A 19152-nucleotide genomic window follows, 5' to 3' on the forward strand; every position below is an offset into this window, starting at 1 on the left:
GGCTCTGCCGGTCGGGCGGCCCGCGGCGCGGACGGGTACGGGTGGTCCGGTCAGGTGCTCCCGATCAACCGGCCGGTGATCCGGGTCGGGGTGATCCTGATCCACAGGTCACGGATCCCGGCTGCCCAGGGCTGCGCACCCGGCTGAGCTGCGAGCCGTCTCTCGGTGTCCTCGTCGATCCCTTCGGCCTTGCCGACCACGAGCACGCTCCAGCCCTTGCTGTCGGTCTCGTCCAGGTGGTCCGTCTCGAAGGCGACCTCGCTGCCCTCGGCAGCGGCCGCGGCGCCCCCTCGGGAGGTCCGGTAGACGACCGAATGCGCATCGACCAGGTAGTTGACCGGGAGGATGGCGGGGCCGGACTCCGAGGACAGGGCCACCCGCCCGATGCCGTGGTCCGACAGCCGGTCCCAGCATTCGTCCGGGGTCAGCTTCATCAACGTGGGGTGCGGTCCCGGGGGAGGCTGACCCGGCGGGAGGTCGGTACGCCCGTGCAGGAGTTCGTCGTAGGTCATCTGCAGAACAGCGGCCAGCCGCACGACGGCGGCCGGGTCGAAGGCCTCGCCGAGTTCCTCCAGGTGCTGGAGGTACCGGAGTGACATGCCTGCTCCATTCGCCAGCTCTTCGCGCGTGATTCCGAGCTGTCGGGAGCGCAAGGCGATGCGTTCGGCGACACCCCCCGGAGCGGGCGGGGCCCCACGAGGCTTCTCGGGCAGGGGGCTGCTTCCGGTCATGGCCATCCACCTCCTGCGGTCCAGCATGTCATCGGTGGCGAGGTAAGGGCCTGCCGACCGCGCCGGTCCGGGCAGGGCGAGGGGCGGGCACTCACTGGTCGCCCGACCCCTGGTGACGGGGACGGCCGGACCACTCGGGTTCCACGCCCTCCCACTCCTTCGCCCAGGCCGCCGTGGTGCGTCGGTCGATCCTGCGGTTCCCGAGCCAGTAGGCCGCGAAGACGGCGCCCGACACCAGCGTCATGGTTCCCGTCCCGGTCAGGACGGCCGTCGTGGCGACTTCCGTCCCCGGTCGGGGCGCGGAGGCCTTCCGCCCGTGGTCGTCGACCCAGATCGTGCGCTCCGTTCCTGCGGGAGCGACCGAACCGACCTCGATCGGGCCGCTGCCGCGCACGCCGGCCGGGAAGTGCCAGACCGCCTGCGCGTGGAAACCACCGACCCCGGATCGTGAACCCGTCCTGTCCGCCACGGCCGCCGACACGGTGGTCGCGGTGACCCGGTGGCGGTGCTGTCCTTCGGACCGTGCCTCCCACTGGCCGGCACGCAGGACGGCCAGCGCCGTCAGCAGCGCGAGAGCGAAGGAGACGAGCAGGGCAAAGGTGAGGGCGAGGACGAGCCGGCTGCGCTGTACGTCACTGCGACGGCCGAGGGGGTTCGACTCCCGGCCGGCCGCCCTCATGACATGCATGCGGAGGGTGGTCCTGATGGCACGGCCGGCGGCCCTGGGACGTGCGGGTGCCATGGCGCTCCTCCTCTCCGGGGAACGGGCCCGGCCCTCGTTCCGGGGGCCGGGACCGGCGTGTGCCCAAGTGGCGCCGGTGAGGTCAGGATCCGAACCGTCGGCCGGTGACCAGCTCCGACTGGATGCTCAGGTATCCCCTGGTCGGTCGGTGTCCCCACTGGAGCGGACCCCGGTGGTCCAGGTCCGCGATCGTCACGGGGTCGGTCACCAGGCGGGACCGGCCGACGATGAGGACGGTCCAGCCCTGAAGCGTCTGCTCGTCGAAGCGGTCCGCTTGGAACCCGACCACCTCCCCGTCCATCAGTTCCGCCCGCCAGCTCGCCGGCAGGGGGATGACCACCTCGCCGAGGCCGTCCAGGGTGAAGCAGGACGGAGTTACGGCGGGCATCGCGTCGTCGGTGTGGATGAGTCGCCCGATCACCGTCTGGCTGAGCAGGTCCAGGCTCTGTTCCCGGGTGCACTCCTCGGTTCCATGCCCCTCTGCCGATCGTACGTTCGAGTGATCGCCGTTCGGGGTGTCAGCGTTCGGGGTGTCAGAGCGAACCACCGGGCTCACCTCCGGGTACTGCAGCTGCCGGTCCGGGTACGGCGGCCTCCCTGCCGCGCAGGGGCTCAGGCAGTCGGGACTCTCGGGCAGTCCTCCCGGCAGCCGGGCACCCCCTCACCGCGGGTGTGACCGGTCTCGTCGGCATCGCGAGCGGGTGGCGGGTGAAAGTCCTGCACATGACGCCAGCCTCTCCGACAGGTCCATAGGTGGAGTTCCCCGCCCAATCACCAGCGTGCGCGTCCCTGGCGCCTCCTCCCGGGGGCCGCTCGGGCCGCCGGGTGCGCCGAACGGCCCTATTCCCGCTTCTCCTGCCCTTTGCTCCGGGAGCGGGCCACACGCCCGCCCGTGAGCTGCGGCCCGATTCGCGCCGGAGCAGCAGGGAGCGGCGGGAACGGGCACGACAGCACAGCCGGCGTGGAGGGGCCGGCCGCCGTCCAGGCGCCCGCGTTCGCCTCCGGTCGGGTTCTGGGTCAGGGTCAGGTTCTGAACAGGGCGACCTCGAGGGCGCCGTTGTCCCCTGCGTCGGCGAAGACGTCGCAGGCGTCCTGCATCTCGTCCAGACCGAACCTGTGCGTCACCGGTCGTACGAGGTGGGCAGGATGTCGGCGAGCAGGAGTGCGGTCTCGTCGGTGGCCCAGCGTGCATCGCCGCTGTCCCACCCTTCGCCCACCGGGGCACCCGCCGTCAGGGCCGGTCGGTCCGGACATCGGAACACCCGGGCTGCTGCGGTGGTCGGGGATCAGTCAGGCGGAAGGGACGACGGCCACCGGGCAGTGGGCGTGCTGGACGACGGCCTGGCTGACCGACCCGAGCCGGCTGACGGGGCCCTCCGGCTTCCCGTGCCGGCCCACCACGACGAGCTGGTGCGTCTTCGACAGGGCCACCAGGTGTTTCGCCGGGCCGGACCGTACGGCATCCTCCTCGACCGGCACCTCCGGATACTTCTCCTGCCATCCGGCCATGACCTCGGCGAGCAACCGCTGCTCCTCGGCTTCCACGTGGCCGGACTCGTACACGGGCGGCAGGGCGTGGCCCGGCCCGAGGACGAGCGGGAAGCTCCAGGCATGGACCGCGCGCAACGGCAGGCCGCGCCTGCGGGCGCTGTCGAAGGCGAAATCGAGCAGGGATCCGGACGGGCCGCGTCCCTCCACCCCGACTGCGACACCGTCCGTGGCCCCGGCGCCGGTCGCCCGGACCACGACGACCGGGCAGGCGGCATGAGCGGCGACGTGCAGGCTGGTGGAACCGACGAGCAGGCCCTGGAATCCGCCGGACCCCCGCGATCCCAGGACGAGCAGGCCGGCTGCGGCGCTGAGAGCGACCAGTGCCTCGCGCGGCCTCGAATCCACCACCCCGCTGGTGACCTCGACGTCGCGGTGCCGCGCGGCGGCCCGCTCCGCGAGGACCCGCAGCGACTCCTCGCCCGACCGCCTGGCCGCCTGCGCGTCCAGCGACTCCGGTGCCTGATCCGGCTCCCAGAGCCACGCGTGGACGAGGTGCAGGCGCGTCCCCCGGGACCAGGCCTCGTCCACGGCCCAGACGACGGCCTCACCTGCGCTCGCGGGATCGTCGACCCCGACGATCACTGGATGTGCCATGACATGCTCCCTCGTTCCGGACGGACCTGCAGGGCGCCGCCCGGCTCCCGCTCGTCCGGGCCCGGCCGGCGCTCCTGAAACCGGTCATCGGAATGGTGATCCCCCGACCGTCGGTCGGTGGCGGCTGCCCGCCCCGGGTGATCGGTGTGCTCGAAGTGGTGGACTTGGGCACCGGGCACCGGGCCCCGGAGCCTGCTGCCGATTTCATCGTCGCCTTCTTCTCCTCCAGGCGCCTGGTGGCGCCGGCCCGGGGTGCGGGCCCGGCTCGTGACGGATCGGGCCGGATCCGCCTCGGCTTCCGGCAGGTCGCGGCCGCCCGGGCCGGCGGAGAGAAGCCCGAGTGGTTCCACTCTCACTCGTGCCGTCCTTGCCGGCACCGCCGGCACCGGGGCCTTCAGGGCGGATCGGGGGCCGTTCGACCCCGACCCGTCGAGGTCCGAGGCGGTGGACGATGGAGGGGCGAGTCCGTTCCGGGCCGTCCGCCGGAGCCGGGCGCCGGAGAGTCCGCGGGAAGGGAGCCGATGATGCCGACAACCGACAGCGGCCCGATCCACACGACGGCGTGGGTGGTGGATCACCCGGGCCCGATCTCGTCGGCTCCGCTGGAACGTGCGGAGCGAACCGTCTGTCGGCAACGGCTGAAAGCGGGCCGCTCTGATCGGTTTAGCTTGAATTTAAAGGTTGCCCCTCGGCGTTCCGGTCGAGGGGTTGTCCTTTTTGCTCTGGTTTTTTCCGACGGGATGGCGGGGTGCGGGGGCTGAGGTGCTGCCGGTGGGGCGGCCTGGGCCGGGGCGGGTGGCTTTCGGCGGGTTCGCGGGAGTGCCGACAATCCGGCGGATCCGGTGATAGCCGCGGCGGACCCTGGCCGGGGTGAGGCGGCCGGGGTCGAGGGGTTTCTCCCAGGGGCGGCGGAGGTCCTCGGCGAGGGGACGGGCGAGGCGGAGTTGCGTGTGGGCGGCCACGAGGAGCCAGGCCCACCGGTCGGCCTGTTCGGGGTGGCGGAGGCGGGGCCGGGTGAGGCCGAGAGTCTGCTTGAGGAAGCGGAACGTGTGCTCGAGGTCGAATCGCCGCAGGAAGATACGCCACAGCCGGTCGACATCGTGGGCAGTCGCGTCGGGGACCGAATGCCACAGCCACAACGGTTTCGGGTCCCGGTTGCCTGGCAGGTGCTCGACCACCAGGTGAACCAACGTGCCTTCGACGATGGGAAGTTCGCCCTCGTGGCCGGTCCAGCCGCCCTGGCGGCGTTCCAGCTTCGGGTGCAGGCGCCCCCAGCAGCGGGCGGTCACGGCGCCGAACCGGTCATGGCGGGTGGCCGACTCCTGGACCGGATCCGGATGCGTGGCCGAGTGGGCGAGGCGGAACTCCTCCCCGTGGCGGGGCTGCCGGCCGGGCCACGGTCCCTTGCGGCGGCCGGCCGGGTGGTGCATCACGCGATCGGAGCGGATCCGGCCGAGCAGCCGCACCGGCTCCTCGCGCAGCAACCAGGTCAGGCGCACGATGTCGTAGCCGGAGTCCAGGACGAACAGCACCTCGGGGTCGCCGTCGCGCCACTGCCCGGCCTCACGAAGCCGTTCCAGCAGGTCGCGGATCTGGGCGGCGGTGACCGCCGTAGGATCGTCGCCAGGCCCGATACGGACCGCGTCGAGCACCCCGGTCCAGGACGAGCGGCCGCCGCCCAGCGCGGCGGCGACCTGGTACGGCCAGCCTGGAATCGTCTGCCGGACGCCGTCGCACCGGCACGGCCGGTAGCAGTGCAGGCGGGCCGGCGAGCACTCCGCGTCAGGCCTCGGCCAGGGCGTCACGTCCACCGCGATCGACAGTTGCCGATCCGCCCCGCGCGGCAACTCAAGCGCGGCCAGAGCCAGCCGCAGTCGTCCGACATCGATCCGGCCGTTCGCCAGAGCGTCGTACATCGCCCCGTGGCCGCGCCGGTGCACCGACTCCAGGCTCAACTCCGGCAGCGACACCACCGGCCCGTCCGCACACAGCACCGCGTCCACCAGCTCGAACAACGCGTCCGCGCGGCGCGGCAACGCACCGAACAACTCCATCCGAAAGGAGGACAGTTCGACCAAACCCGACATCTGCACAGCCGCATGGACCACACTGGACACCGACGACCTCCGACCCGTTGTGAGACTCGACATCACACAGCGTGAACCAGAGGTCGTCGCCATTTCCGGCGAATCCCCATGTGGGTGAACAGATCGGGCATCAGGCGATCACGGAAGGTTAAAACTCAAGTTTAGACCGACCGGCAATAGGCAGTCGCTGTCGCACGTAAGGCGGGGTGGATGCAGTACGGGCACGGGTCCACGTGATCATGGAGTTCTCTACGCTCAGTGATCACGAAGGACGGCCGTGCCCGCGCTGCCATCTTGCCTGCTCGAACCCCTCTGGGACCAGTTCGCTGCACTCTTGCCTGCCCGGGAAGCGTTCGTCGCGAACCATCCGCTGGGCTGCCACCGCCGCCGGATCGCTGACCGGACGGTCTTCGAGCACATCGTGCTCGCGCTGGTCCACGGCTCCGGCTACGAGCGCGTCTCCACCCCTGGATGCTCCGACCGCACGATCAGGCGGCGTGTCAAAGAGTGGGCCGAGCAAGGGATTTCCGAATCTGTGCACGCTCTCGCGCTCGAGGCCTACGACCGGATGATCGGCCTCGGTCTGGGCGAGATCTCGGTGGATGGCTGTATCACCAAGGCCCCGTCCGGCGGTGACAAGGCCGGGCGCTCGCCGGTCGACCGGGGCAAGCAGGGTCTGAAGCGCTCCGTCGCCACCGACGCCTGCGGCGTCCCGCTCGGGATCGTCTCCGACGGGGCCAACCGGCACGACTCGCCCCTGCTCGGCCCGACCCTGGACGCCGCCAAGGACCAGGTCGGCGCGCTGCCGGAAGCCGTCAACGTCAACCTCGACCGCGGCTACGACAGCGCCAAGTCCCGTTCGCTGATAGCCCAGTTGGGCTTCACCGCGGAGATCGCCCGCAAGGGCGTGCCCGCCCCGATCCAGGCCGGCAAGCGCTGGGTGGTCGAGCGCACGCACTCGTGGATGAACGACTACGGCAAGCTCCGGCGCTGCACCGAGAGGAGCGGCAGCGTCGTGGACTTCTACCTCTACCTCGCCGCCGCCCTCGTCACGCTCCGCATGCTGATCCGCCGGGCAACGAGCCGCTACCGCTGGGACGGCCGGCCCACCACCCGACGCCTCAAGTGATCCATTTGCCGGTCGGTCTTAATCGGGAGCCGTTGTGCAGTCTTGTTCAGTCGTTGTTGGTGGTCGGGGTGCGGCCGAGTTCGCGGCCGCGCATGCGGTAGGACTCTCCTTTGAGGGAGTGGACCTCGGCGTGGTGGACGAGTCGGTCGATCATGGCGGCTGCGACGGTCTCGTCGCCGAAGGTCTCTCCCCAGCGTCCGAAGGGCTTGTTCGAGGTGACGATCACGCTGGCCCTCTCGTATCGGTTCGAGATCAGCTGGAAGAACAGGTTCGCTGCCTCGGCCTCGAAGGGGATGTAGCCGACCTCGTCGATCACGATCAGCGGGTAGCGGCTGAGCTTGACGAGTTCGTCCTGGAGGCGGCCGGTGTGGTGGGCGGCGGCGAGGCGGTCGACCCACTGGGTAGCGGTGGCGAAGGCGACGCGGTGCCCGGCCTGGCAGGCCCGGACCGCGAGGCCGGTGGCCAGGTGCGTCTTGCCGGTGCCCGGCGGCCCCAGAAAAACGGCGTTCTCCTTGGCCGCTATGAAGTCCAATGTTCCCAGATGGGAGAGTTGTTGGCGCGTCATGCCCCGCAGATGGGCGAGGTCGAGTTCCTCGATGGTCTTGACCGCGGGGAAGCGGGCGGCGCGGATGCGGCCCTCGCCGCCGTGGCTGTCGCGGGCGGAGACCTCGCGCTGCAGGCAGGCGACCAGGTACTCGGTGTGGGTCCAGGACTCGGCCTGAGCGCGCTCGGCCAGGCGTTCGGCGGCGTCCAGCAGTGCGGGGGCCTTCATGGCGCGGGCGAGGAAGGCCAGGTCGGCGGCGGTCTGCCGGCCCGTGCGGGCCGTGGGGCTGTCTGCCTTCGCCGCGTCGGCAGTGGCCTTCGCGGTGCGGGTCATCAGGTGTCCTCCTTGCCGGCGCCGCCCTCGATGAGGGTGAACATGCGGTCGTAGGTGCCCAGTTCGCGTTGCTCGACCTCGATGCCGAGGCTGTCCGGGGCCAGCAGGGCGGCCCGGGCGGTGGCCGCTCGGGCGGCGTGCTGGTGGATCACCTCGCCGCGCATGACGTCGGCCGCGGCGGCGTGCTCGGGGTCGGTGAGGGTCTGGTGTCTGGCCCAGCAGCGGGTGTGCCGGGCCACGATGTCGTTGTCGCAGATGACGGTGACCTCCTCGGTGTCCGTGCGGACCATGACCGTCCTGCCGATGGCGCGGGGATGGACGGAGTAGTCGTTCGTGTCGACGCGGATGTAGTGGTCGCGGCCGATGCGGGTGTGGAAGCGCCACCAGTTGGGCGGGCCGACGGGCGGGACGGTGAGCATCGCGGCGCGGTCGGCCTCCCAGCGGTCGACCGGCCGGGCGGCGATGGAGCGGTGCTGTCTGCGGTTGGCGATCTGCAGCCAGGCGCTCAGCTGGGTGTTGAAGTCGTCGGGGCCGGTGAAGGTGCGTCCGGGCAGGAAGCTGGTCTCCAGGTAGCCGCTGGCGCGCTCGACCAGGCCCTTCGCCTCCGGGTCGCGGGGCCGGCAGAGGTGGACCTTGACCGCCAGAAGTCCGGCGAACGCGGCGAACTCGCTGGTCAGCCTGCCTTTGCCGACGCCCGCCTCGTTGTCCCAGACCAACATCTTCGGGACGGCGCCCCAGGCGGTGAGCAGGCGCCAGTGGCCGTCGATCAGGTCGCCGCTCTGCCGGGAGGGCAGCATCCGGGCCGTGATGACCCGCGAGTAGCCGGAGACGAGGACCAGCACGGGTGGGCGCCCGGCCTGGCCGTAGCCGAGTGGGATGTCGACCGGCGGGAACCACAGGTCGCATTGTGCGAGCTCGCCGGGCCGGTAGACGGTCCGCGAGACCGGGTCGACGGGCAGGTAGGCCGGCCGCAGCTCGCGGACCCGCTCGCGCAGGATCGTCAGCCCGCGCTCCCAGCCGATGCGCTCCGCGATCACCGTGACCGGCATCGTCGGCGTCTGCTTCAGCAGCTCACGGATCGCCGGCTCCACCGCATCGACCGCCGAGCCCTTCAGCGGCCGCTGGTACTTCGGTGGCCGGTCCGAGGCCAGCGCGCGCAACACGGTGCCACGGGAGATCCCCAGCTGTCGGGCCACGGCTCGGGCGGACAGTCCCTCCGCCCGGTGCAATCGACGAATCTCGGCCCAGTCCTCCACGCGGATCACCCTCTCTTCCTCCTGACCTCAGATCATTGAAGTCAGGATGATCAAGAGATCGCAGAGCGGCCCGCTTTTGATCCGCCGTTCGTGGTCCTCGTTTCACCCGTTGCCGACACCGTCCCGGCGCCCGGTCCGTGGGAGCTGCAGATCGAGGTGGCCGCCTGTGGTGTGTGCCGGACGGACCTCCACCTCGCCGAGGGCGACCTCCCGCCGCGCACGCCGCGGTGCACCCCGGGCCACGAGGTCGTGGGTCGTGTTCTTCGCTGCGGTCCGGGGGTTCAGGACTTCTCTCCCGGCGACCGGGTCGGCGTGGCCTGGCTGGCGGGCACCTGCGGCCGGTGCCGGTACTGCCTGGCGGGCCGGGAGAATCTCTGCCCGGCCTCCCGGTACACGGGCTGGGACCTGCACGGCGGCTACGCCGGGTACACGGTGGCCGACGCCCGCTTCGCCTACCGGCTGCCCGAAGGGCTTCCGGACGAGGAACTGGCTCCGCTCCTGTGCGCCGGGATCATCGGCTACCGGGCCCTGGAGCGGGCCGAACTGCCTCCCGGCGGCAGGCTGGGGATCTACGGGTTCGGGGCGTCCGCCCATCTGACCGCACAGCTCGCCCTCGCCCGGGGCGCAACCGTGCACGTCCTCACCCGGGCCGAGGAGGCCCGGCGGCTGGCGCTGGAGCTGGGAGCGGCATCCGCCGGCGACGCCTACGGCGTCCCGCCGGCGCCGCTCGACGCCGCGATCCTGTTCGCGCCGGTCGGTGAGCTGGTGCCGGTGGCACTGTCCGCCTTGGACCGCGGCGGCACACTGGCGGTGGCCGGAATCCATCTCACGGACATTCCCGGGCTCGACTACCAACGGCACCTCTTCCAGGAGCGGACGCTGCGCAGCGTCACCGCCAACACCCGGGAGGACGGCCGCGCCTACCTCGCCGAGGCCGCCCTGCACCGCCCGGCGGTCCACGTCCAGCGGTACTCCATGGACCGGGCCGACCGGGCACTGGCGGACCTGGCGGCCGACCGGGTCACCGGTGTCGCCGTCCTGATCGCGGACTGACGCCGGGTGAACCGGCGGCGGACCCGGCACGCCGTGCGGTTCAGCCCGGGGGCGTCCCTCGTTCCGGCCCGGGGAGCGGTACCCGCCATTCCAGCCGGGTCCCGCCGTCGGGGCCCGCACCGGCCTGGAAGCTCCCGTCGAGGCGTAGTGCCCGCTCCTCGAGGTTGGCCAGCCCGCTTCGGGGGCCGCCTGGTGGGAGGCCGATCCCGTCGTCGGTGACCGTGAGCTTCAGCTCGCCGTCCGCGCTCAGGTCCACCTGGACGTTGTGGGCGCGCGCGTGGCGGACGGCGTTCGACAGGGCTTCCTCCAGGACCGCGACGAGCGCGTCCCCCACCGGCGGGGGCACCCGGAGGTCCAGCAGGCCCTCCATCCTCAGTGCGGGGGCGAAGCCGAGGCCGGCGGCCGCCCGGTCGACGGTGGCGACCACCCTTCCCCGCAGCCCGTGCGCGACCGGTCCACGGTCCTTGGCCCGCAGCCCGAAGATGCTGGAGCGGATCGTCCGCACGGTCTCGTCGAGGTCGTCGATGGCCCGCAGCACCCGCTCGGACGCCTCGGGGTGCTCGATGAAGCGGGTGGCGCCCTGCAGGGTCATCCCGGTGGCGAACAGGCGTTGGATCGCCAGGTCGTGCAGGTCCCGGGCGATCCGGTCGCGCTCTTCGAGGAGCGCGACCTGCTCGGAGTCGCGGCGGCGCTCGGCCAGTTCCATCGCCACCGCGGCCTGCCCCGCGAAACCCGCCAGCGGGGTGGACTCCTCCGGTCCGAACACGGGCTTTCCCTCCGCCCGGGCCAGCATCAGCACACCGCGCACCCCTCCCGCCGCCGTGCCGATCGGCACGGCCACGGCCGGCCCGAGCCCGGCCCACCGCGGCGGCGGCCCGACGGTGATCCTCGGGTCCTTGCGCACGTCGGCGGTGGTGACCAGCCCGCCGGTCCGGACGGCGGCACCGACGAAGGATCCCTCCGTCGGCAGGACGAGCCCCCGGTGCACTTCCGCGTCCAGTCCGACAGCGACTCTCACCTCCAGGCTCCGGCCGTCCGAGGAGGGCAGCGCCACCACCGTCAGGTCCGCGCCGGCGATGTCGGCCGCCCGCGCGATCAGAAGGTCGAGAACCTCCCGCTGGGAGCTGCCCGACAGCAGGACGTTGGTGACCTCGGCGGTCGCTGCCAGCCAGCGCTCGCTCAGCCGCGCCTGCGCGTACAGCCGGGCGTGGTCGACGGCCACCCCGGCCGCCGCCGCCAGGGTCTCCAGGACGGCTTCGTCATCGGCGTCGAACTCCGCGCCACCGCGCTTCCCGGTCAGGTAGAGGTTGCCGTAGACCCTGTCGCGGACCCGGATCGGCACGCCCAGGAAGCTGTGCATCGGCGGATGGTGCTCCGGGAAGCCGTACGAGGCCGGGTGCTCGGAGATCTCCGCCAGGCGGAGCGGCCCGGGGTGGCGGATCAGCTCGCCCAGGAGGCCGTGCCCGCTCGGGAGCGGGCCGATGCGCTCGATCCGCTCCTGGTCGATTCCGACGGGGACGAACCGGGACAGCCCCTGCTCCTCGCCGATGACACCGAGCGCTCCGTACTCCGCGTCCACGAGGGTGACCGCGGCCTCCACGATGTGCCGGAGCGCCTGGCCGAGGTCGAGGTCACGGCCGACCACGAGCACCGCCTCCAGGAGGTCCTGGATCCGCCGCGCGGTGGCCTGCGCGGTGCCCGGACCGGACCGCAGCGTCCGCAGGAGGTCGTCGAGGCCCGGCCGCGCCGAGTCGGTGGGGCCTGGCTGCGAGGGTGAGCCCACCGCAGTGCTCCGTTCGGAGATGTCACAACTTCCACGGCCCCCGGATCCCAGACTAGGGCGGGCGACCTGGGCTGTCCCTCCGGTCTGCTTCCGCCGGGTGGTGAATCGCGGAGAACGTCTCAGCCGGTGGGGTGTCCTGCGCCACGGCCGGATCGTGAGCTCAGCCGGGCCGCCACGAACCCGATGGACCCCGCGACGGTGGCCGCCGCGAGGCCGGGCCACGCCGAGAGATCAGTCTCCAGGACCGTACGGAGGACCGGAAGACAGAGCCCTCCGGTCCAGACCGGTGCGGTGCCCGGCCGTCACCGCGGTCCTGCCGTGCCAGGGATGCCGCCGGGTTCGGAGCCCCCCTGGTCCAGGCGGAACGGCGGGTAGGCGTCGGTCATCAGTGCGGCGTACGCCGCGACCCTCAGCACCCAGCGGTCGAGGCCGACGACGAGATCGAAGATCCCGAGCGGGTAGCGGCCGGTCACGGCCAGGGCGACCCCGGCGAACAGCACCAGCAGGCCTACGAGGCCCCCGCCGGTCCAGTTCTCCCGGCCTCCGCCCGCGAAGACCGCCACGAGGGCGTACTGCGGGATCGCCAGCAGCCACCACTTGACCAGCACGAGGCCCCGGGAGAGCTGCTCGGGGTAGGCGATGTCCAGGTGCGCGGGGTAGTCGGGCTCCTCGCCCAGGGTGAACGGCGGGTACCGGTCGGTGCCCAGGGCTCCGTAGGCGTAGTAGGACACCCGCCAGGACCATCGCAGCACGCCGAGGTTGAAGTCGAAGATCGGGCGCGGGTAGCGGCCGGTGAAGAGGATCGCGAAGAAGGCGACCACGGTGAGGAGGACGAAGAGGATCCAGAGGAAGAACAGCGCGATCCAGTGCGGTATCGCCAGGAGCCACTTCACCAGCCACAACCAGCGTGACAGTGGCAGGTCGAGCCGCGCGTCGACGCGTACCGGATGCCCGGTCGCCGAGAAGGCCATGCGGATCATCTCCCTCGGGTGCAGCCGGATTCTTCGGTGTCACGGCTGTCGGTCTCCCGGCGCCCTTCGGCGGCCGGGGACGGCTGGACGGCTCCCTGCGTGGAGCCGGGGCCGGTCGCCTCCCGGAGCGAGGGCGGCCGGGGCACGGTCACGGCCGGTCGGGACCGTGGTCATCGGGGTCGAGGACGTCCGGGACGGCGAGCCGGGGCGTCGGCGGGCCTTCCGGCCCGTAACCGAGGCGGATGAGCACCTGCGCGTAGCCCGGGCCGTGCCGGGGGTCGCCGGCGGCGCGGCGCAGTTCAGGCCATTCCATGGCCTGGTGCAGGAGCGAGGCCCGGATCTGGTGCGTGGTCGCGACCAGCAGCACGTGTTCCAGGGCGATGCCGGCGTGCAGCCAGTCCACCGGCGCGTCGTCCCGGGTGGCGAGGACGGCGATGCAGGGCTCCGTCTCGAACGGGACCGGCGAGGGGGGCTTCGCGGGGCTGATCACCGGGAAGCCCCGCATCGGCATCCGACCGGCACTGTCCTGCGGACCGAGCGCGGTGGGGGGAATGCCGTACGCGAAAGCGTCGGGCCCCTGGACCCAGCCGCGGCTCTCCCGGCTGCGTACGGGGTCCGTGGTGTTGCGCCACTCGGCTTCCGCGGTCAGCTGCAGCAGCCGGCTTCGCTCCTCACCGACCGGGAAGCGCAGCAGTGCCTCCTCCGCCAGCGCGGTCTCGGCGAGCTGGTCGAGCACGGCGGCAGGGACCGGCTGCCCGGTGAACGGGGTCCGGACGCTGTGGCGTCGCCAGATCGCGCCGTACAGCTCGGCCGTACTGGCGAGCCGGGCGCGGGACATCTCGTCCAGCTCGACGGCGGCCAGCAGGTCGGGTTCGGTGGAGTCGGGCAGCAGTCGGACCAGCGGCGCCCAGCCCATCCGGCGGGCGGCGACGCGGAGGTTGAGGACCGCGGCCCCCACGGAGATGTGCAGCGCCCGCTCGTCCGGATCGGTGACCGGCAGCGCGCGTTCCCGAAGGGCCCGCACCTGAATCGTCGAGGTGGCCGGGTCCAGCCGGAAGTGCCACGGCTGACTGTTGTGGACGGACGGCGCGGCGACCGCGGCGGCGAGCAGTGTCCCCAGCGCCGCATCGTCGAGAGCCAAGGTGTCCATGGCGTCCTCCCTGCGTCGGCGGGGTCAGCCGGATACCGGCCCGGTGGGACCGGATCTCAGGGTGTCGAGACGGTGGCGGTACTCGTCGGCGTCGATCTCGCCCCGGGCGAAACGCTCCGCGAGCAGTTGTTCCGGCGACGTCGGCGGGGTGGCCTGCCCGTCGGGTGGGCGCTGCGGGGGCAGCCGGCCGAGGTGGCGGGTCAGGAGGACGGTGGCGACGACCAGCAGTCCCAGGATCAGCAGGATGCCGATGGCCATGAAGCCGTAGCCCCAACCACCCATGTCGTGGTCGTTCCAGTACCTCATCGCAGGCTCCCGGTCGTGGAGGGAAGCTGTCGCCTCACTTCCCACGGTGCACCCGGTCGCCAGGTCCTGGCTTGGGCCGACCGGCTCAAACCACCGGGCCGATCAGGGTCGGTGCGGCCGGGTCTGCTGTTGCACGTCGTCGGCGTGGGCGGCGATCACGGCCGCCTGGAGCCTGCGTTCGACACCGAGCTTGGCGAGCAGCCGCGACACGTGGTTCTTCACGGTCTTCTCGGCGAGGTAGAGCTCCTGGCCGATCTCCCGGTTGGTCTTCCCCTCCCCCACCAGCACCAGGATCTCCCGCTCGCGCGGGGTCAGCAGGGTCAGGGCGGCCTCCGCGTCGGACTCGTCGTGGTGGCGCAGGCTCTCCATCAGCCTGCTGGTGGTGGCCGGGTCGAGCATCGACTGCCCGGACGCCACCGTGCGCACCGCGCTGACCAGATCGGCGCCCTTGACCTGCTTCAGGACGTAGCCGGCGGCGCCGGCCATGATCGCGTCCAGCAAGGCCTCGTCGTCGTCGAAGGAGGTCAGCATCAGGCACGCCAGCCCGGGCACCCGGTCACGGAGCTCCCGGCAGACGGACACCCCGTCGCCGTCCGGCAGCCGTACGTCCAGCACTGCGACCCGAGGGCGAAGGGCGGGCACGCGAGCCAGTGCCTGCGCACATGTTGCGCCCTCACCGACGACCTCGATGTCGGGTTCGGCCTCCAGCAGGTCCCGCACCCCCCGCCGCACCACCTCGTGATCGTCCAGCAGGAACACGCGCAGGGGCTGCCCCGCCTCGCGGGCCTCGGTCACGTCCATCGATCGTCTCCTGAACCGGACGGCGGACACCTGCCTCGATTGTGCCCGTGCCCCGGCCCCGCCGCAGGACGCGGGACGCCCGGCGGCCCGATCGGCGCACGGCGCATCGCGGAGCGACAACCGGGGGAGGCCCGGCGGGACGGGTGACCCGCGGACCGGCGGTCCGGATGGCGACGGCTGAGCCCCGAAGACGTGGGAGCGTTCCGGGGCCGGCCGGCGCCGGGGTTCCGCCGGCACCGGCGAGGACGGCGGCCGCCCAGGAGCGTCAGGCCGGGGCGAGGGCCCGCACGTCGACATCCACCACCCCGGGGACCGCCCGGACCAGCCGCTCCAGGACGGGGACGGTCGAGGCCTCCGGCAGGGTGCCGGTCAGAATGATCCTGCCCTCCTCGGCCCGGACGTCGACCGCCACCGTCTGCTCCGGGGGAAGGGCCGCGAGCAGCTCGACCTTCACCTGGCCGGCAAGGTCCTCGTCGTCCCGGAGGTGGATCTTGAGGAGGTCGCCGCGGCTCACGATCCCGACCAGATAGCCCTCGTCGTCCACCACCGGGAGCCGTTTGAGGTGGCCGCGCGCCATGGCCCGGCCGGCTTCCGCAATCGGGCTCTCCGCATGCACCGTGACGGCCGGCTCCGACATCATCTCACCGGCGGTGAACGCCTCCGCGCGGTCCGGTTCCCGGTCCTGGGTGGTCAGCATGTCGGCCTCGGAGACGACGCCGATCACCCGGCCGTCACCGGCGAGGACGGGAACGGCGCTGACCTTCCACCGCTGGAGCGTGTCCAGGATCTCTCGGAAGGTCGCATCGCGGCCCACGGCGACGACGGCGTGGGTCATGACCTCACCGACGGTGTTCCACTGGCGTGTCATGGCGTGCTCCTGAGGGGATGGGGGGCGTGCTGCGGGGCCGGGGCCGGCGCTGCCTTCCCGCAGCACGCTGAACGACAGTGGCCCGAGCAGGTCGGAAAGGCGTTGCAGGACGTCGAGGAAGAGGTCGTCGATGGCGAGGAGACCTACCAGCCGGTGCCCGTCGAGTACCGGCAGCCGCCGTACCCCGGTCCGGCGGAAGGCCCGGTAGGCGGCCTCCAGGTCGTCGGCCACGTCCACCGTGACGGCGGGGGCGGACATGAACTCGGACACCGGTGTCTCCAGGTCGGCCTGCGGGGCCAGCGCCCGGACGACCAGGTCGCGGTCGGTGAGGATGCCGTGGAGGACGCCGCGCTCGGCCACGAGCACGCAGCCGACGGCCTCTTCGTCCATGCGGCGGGCCGCCTGTCGCGCGGTGGCGTGCGGCAGCACGGCAATCGGTGGGGTGATCATCAGATCGGCGACTCGCATCGCTCCTGCTCCAGGGGGATCGAGATCTCGGGTGCGCGGGGTGCGGATCCGGAACTGCTCGTGAGCGGCCATGACGGCCGGCTGGGTACGTCCTCCCTCGGACCACCTCCTAGCCTCCAGGAGACTGTGCGGCGCCGGGGTGGGGCCAGGGCTGCCCGGTACCGAGCGGGTGGGCCGGTCGGCCCTGGCGGGCGGGAGGCGCCGGTGATGTGCTGAAGACGGCGGGCGACGCACGAGTCAGGGATCCGGAGTTGCCCGGGCGGTGCCGTCCGGGCTCAGCGCCCTGTCGCACTCCGGTCCGGCCGTCCGCCTCCGTACCGACCCCGTGGGAGCAGCGATGCGCCGTCTGATCTGGTTCGCCGGCCTTCGGCGTGAGGACGTGGGCGTGGTCGGCGGTAAGAACTCCTCCCTGGGCGAGCTGATCGGACACCTCGCGCCGGAGGGCGTCCGGGTGCCGGACGGCTTCGCCACCACCGCCGACGCCTACTGGGAGTTCCTCGACACCGGGGGGCTTCGCGGGCGGATCCGTGAACTCCTCGACCGGCTGCACGCGGACGGGGAGCTCGCCGAGGTCGGTGCCGCCGTGCGCGCCGCCGTGCTGGCCACCAGCCTGCCGGCGGAGCTGGAGCGCGAGCTGGCCGCCGGCTACGAGCAACTGGCACACCGGTCCGGGCGGGCCGACCCCGATGTGGCGGTGCGCAGCAGTGCGACGGCGGAGGATCTGCCCGAGGCGAGCTTCGCCGGGCAGCAGGAGACGTTCCTGAACGTCCGGGGCCGCGACGCCTTGCTCGACACCTGCCGGCGCTGCTTCGCCTCGCTGTTCACCGACCGTGCGATCGACTACCGGGAGCGCCTCGGCTTCGATCATCTCTCGGTCGCGTTGTCGGTGGGGGTCCAGCTGATGGTCCGCTCCGACCTGGGCGGGGCAGGGGTGATGTTCACCCTGGACCCCGAGACCGGCTTCCCGGACGTCGTGGTGGTGAGCGCGGCCTGGGGGCTCGGGGAGACGGTGGTCAGCGGGCAGGTCGAGCCGGACGAGTACACGGTGTTCAAGCCGCTGCTCAAGGACGACGTGCTGAACCCCGTCGTCCAGGCCGTGGTCGGTGCCAAGCGCAGCAAGGCGGTCTACGCCGACGAAGGACTCACCCGCACCGTGGAGACGTCGGGCGAGGAGCGGGCCGGCCGGGTACTGGACGACGCCGAGGTCCGCAGGCTCGCCGGGTGGGCGGTGGCGGTGGAGCGGCACTACGGGTGTGGGATGGATCTGGAGTGGGCCAAGGACGGCCGGACCGGGGAGCTGTTCATCGTGCAGGCCCGGCCGGAGACGGTGCAGTCCCGGCGGCACGGGACGGTGCTCCGGCGCTACCGGCTGTCCGGCGGCGGCGAGCGGCTGATCGACGGGATCGCCGTCGGGGAGGCTGTGGGGGTGGGTCCGGTGTGCAGCCTCGACAGTCCGGTCGACCTCGACCGCTTCCCCGCGGGGTCGGTGCTGGTCACGGCGATCACCGACCCGGACTGGGAGCCGCTGATGAAACGGGCGGCGGCCATCGTGACCGACCACGGCGGCCGGACCTCGCACGCGGCGATCGTCAGCCGGGAACTCGGCGTGCCCGCACTGGTGGGCACCGGCCGGGCCACCACGGTCCTGGCCGGCCGTCAGGAGGTCACGGTCTCCTGTGCGGAGGGTGCCCAGGGGCATGTGTACGCCGGGCGCGTCGACTACGAGGAGTCCGAGATCGATCTGGGCTCACTCCCGCCGACCCGGACGAAGGTGATGCTCAACCTGGCCGATCCCGCCGCCGCGTTCCGGTGGTGGCGCCTGCCGGCCGACGGGGTCGGGCTGGCCAGGACGGAGTTCGTGGTCGCCCACCAGGTGCGGGTGCACCCGATGGCGCTGGTGCACCCCGAGCGGCTGTCCCCCGAGGACCGCCGCCGGGTCGACGAACTCAGCTGCGGATACACCGACCGCACGGAGTACTTCGTCGACGGGCTGGCCCAGGGGGTCGCCCGGATCGCCGCCTCGCGCTGGCCGGACCCGGTGGTGGTGCGCACCAGCGACTTCAAGACGAACGAGTACGCCCGCCTGGCCGGGGGCGGTCCGTTCGAACCGGTCGAGGCGAACCCGATGATCGGCTGGCGGGGCGCGAGTCGTTACTACGACGAACGCTACCGGGAGGGTTTCGCCCTCGAATGCCGGGCCCTGCTGAGGGTGCGGGACGAGATGGGGCTCACCAACGTCGTGGTGATGATCCCGTTCTGCCGGACCCCGCAGGAGGCCGACCGGGTGCTCGCCGTGATGGCCGACAACGGGTTGAGTCGCGGCCGGAACGGGCTGCGGGTCTACGTGATGGCGGAGATCCCGGCCAACGTCCTGCTGGCCGAGCAGTTCGCGGAGCGTTTCGACGGGTTCTCGATCGGCAGCAACGACCTCACCCAGCTCACTCTGGGCGTCGACCGCGACTCCGACCTGCTGGCCCACCTCTTCGACGAGCGGAACCCGGCCGTCACCCGCAGCATCGAGGCGCTGATAGCCACCGCCCACGCGGCCGGGCGCACCGTCGGTCTGTGCGGTCAGCGCCCGAGCAACGACCCGGAGTTCACGAGGTTCCTGGTCGACGCCGGGATCGACTCGGTCTCGGTGGTACCGGACAGCTTCGCCGCCGTGAAGCAGCACGTCGCGGCCGCCGAGGACGGTGCCCGATGACCGTACCCCGCGGCCTCCCGCCGGCCGCTGCAGGTTCCGGTACACCGCTTGGACGACGTACCGGTTCCCGGTGCCTGCCCG

General features: G+C 72.2%; 16 protein-coding genes. 3 read left to right on the forward strand and 13 right to left on the reverse strand.

Going from position 1 to position 19152, the window contains the following annotated elements:
- Positions 1 to 50: 50 nt before the first annotated feature.
- The 5 genes from OG689_RS02735 to OG689_RS02755 form a co-directional block, all read right to left on the reverse strand.
- The gene (locus OG689_RS02735) at positions 51 to 599 is read right to left on the reverse strand and encodes a pyridoxamine 5'-phosphate oxidase family protein (protein WP_266317141.1); all 549 of its coding nucleotides are present in this window, start codon (positions 597 to 599) and stop codon (positions 51 to 53) included.
- A 223-nt stretch (positions 600 to 822) separates the two neighbouring features.
- Positions 823 to 1473, reverse strand: a complete 651-nt coding sequence (locus tag OG689_RS02740; protein WP_266317143.1) for a hypothetical protein — start codon at positions 1471 to 1473, stop codon at positions 823 to 825.
- A gap of 82 nt (positions 1474 to 1555) precedes the next feature.
- The gene (locus OG689_RS02745) at positions 1556 to 2020 is read right to left on the reverse strand and encodes a pyridoxamine 5'-phosphate oxidase family protein (protein WP_266317144.1); all 465 of its coding nucleotides are present in this window, start codon (positions 2018 to 2020) and stop codon (positions 1556 to 1558) included.
- 743 nt (positions 2021 to 2763) lie between these two features.
- A complete protein-coding gene (locus OG689_RS02750; RefSeq protein WP_266317145.1) occupies positions 2764 to 3618 on the reverse strand; it encodes a universal stress protein in 855 nt (284 codons plus the stop codon).
- 674 nt (positions 3619 to 4292) lie between these two features.
- Positions 4293 to 5705 (reverse strand): NF041680 family putative transposase, encoded by a 1413-nt coding sequence (locus OG689_RS02755; RefSeq protein ID WP_266317147.1) that lies wholly within the window; start codon positions 5703 to 5705, stop codon positions 4293 to 4295.
- Between the two features lie 277 nt (positions 5706 to 5982).
- Here OG689_RS02755 and OG689_RS02760 point away from each other — a divergent pair, with 277 nt between their 5' ends.
- Positions 5983 to 6834, forward strand: a complete 852-nt coding sequence (locus OG689_RS02760; RefSeq protein WP_266276092.1) for an IS5 family transposase — start codon at positions 5983 to 5985, stop codon at positions 6832 to 6834.
- 46 nt (positions 6835 to 6880) lie between these two features.
- On the opposite strand, the gene istB is transcribed toward OG689_RS02760, so the two are convergent.
- Together istB and istA are read right to left on the reverse strand one after the other, a co-directional pair.
- Positions 6881 to 7711: an IS21-like element helper ATPase IstB gene (gene istB / locus OG689_RS02765; RefSeq protein ID WP_266317149.1), complete on the reverse strand. Its 831-nt coding sequence runs from the start codon at positions 7709 to 7711 to the stop codon at positions 6881 to 6883.
- Positions 7711 to 8976: an IS21 family transposase gene (gene istA / locus OG689_RS02770; RefSeq protein ID WP_266317151.1), complete on the reverse strand. Its 1266-nt coding sequence runs from the start codon at positions 8974 to 8976 to the stop codon at positions 7711 to 7713. Before istA ends, istB begins: the two co-directional genes overlap by 1 nt.
- Positions 8977 to 9057: 81 nt before the next feature.
- Between istA and OG689_RS02775 the strand changes: the two genes are divergently transcribed.
- Positions 9058 to 10020, forward strand: coding sequence for a zinc-dependent alcohol dehydrogenase family protein (locus OG689_RS02775; protein WP_266317153.1), 963 nt, complete (start codon positions 9058 to 9060; stop codon positions 10018 to 10020).
- Between the two features lie 40 nt (positions 10021 to 10060).
- On the opposite strand, the gene OG689_RS02780 is transcribed toward OG689_RS02775, so the two are convergent.
- The 6 genes from OG689_RS02780 to OG689_RS44710 form a co-directional block, all read right to left on the reverse strand.
- Positions 10061 to 11803, reverse strand: coding sequence for a GAF domain-containing protein (locus tag OG689_RS02780; protein WP_266317154.1), 1743 nt, complete (start codon positions 11801 to 11803; stop codon positions 10061 to 10063).
- A gap of 302 nt (positions 11804 to 12105) precedes the next feature.
- The gene (locus OG689_RS02785; protein WP_266317156.1) at positions 12106 to 12774 is read right to left on the reverse strand and encodes a DUF4389 domain-containing protein; all 669 of its coding nucleotides are present in this window, start codon (positions 12772 to 12774) and stop codon (positions 12106 to 12108) included.
- A gap of 148 nt (positions 12775 to 12922) precedes the next feature.
- Positions 12923 to 13924, reverse strand: coding sequence for a hypothetical protein (locus OG689_RS02790; protein WP_266317157.1), 1002 nt, complete (start codon positions 13922 to 13924; stop codon positions 12923 to 12925).
- Between the two features lie 24 nt (positions 13925 to 13948).
- Positions 13949 to 14230 carry an SHOCT domain-containing protein gene (locus OG689_RS02795; RefSeq protein WP_266317158.1) on the reverse strand — a complete coding sequence of 94 codons (282 nt, stop codon included), beginning with the start codon at positions 14228 to 14230 and terminating at the stop codon, positions 13949 to 13951.
- A 102-nt stretch (positions 14231 to 14332) separates the two neighbouring features.
- Entirely contained in the window at positions 14333 to 15031 is a 699-nt protein-coding gene (locus OG689_RS02800; protein ID WP_266317160.1) for a response regulator transcription factor, read from the reverse strand.
- A gap of 265 nt (positions 15032 to 15296) precedes the next feature.
- Positions 15297 to 16367, reverse strand: a complete 1071-nt coding sequence (locus OG689_RS44710; RefSeq protein ID WP_323189244.1) for a CBS domain-containing protein — start codon at positions 16365 to 16367, stop codon at positions 15297 to 15299.
- A gap of 337 nt (positions 16368 to 16704) precedes the next feature.
- On the opposite strand from OG689_RS44710, the gene ppsA reads away from it, so the two are divergent.
- On the forward strand, positions 16705 to 19071 hold the full coding sequence (gene ppsA, locus OG689_RS02815) for a phosphoenolpyruvate synthase (RefSeq protein ID WP_266317162.1): 2367 nt from the start codon (positions 16705 to 16707) through the stop codon (positions 19069 to 19071).
- Positions 19072 to 19152: the final 81 nt, after the last annotated feature.

The sequence above is a fragment of the Kitasatospora sp. NBC_00240 genome (assembly GCF_026342405.1).
In the GTDB taxonomy this organism is placed as follows: Bacteria; Actinomycetota; Actinomycetes; order Streptomycetales; family Streptomycetaceae; genus Kitasatospora.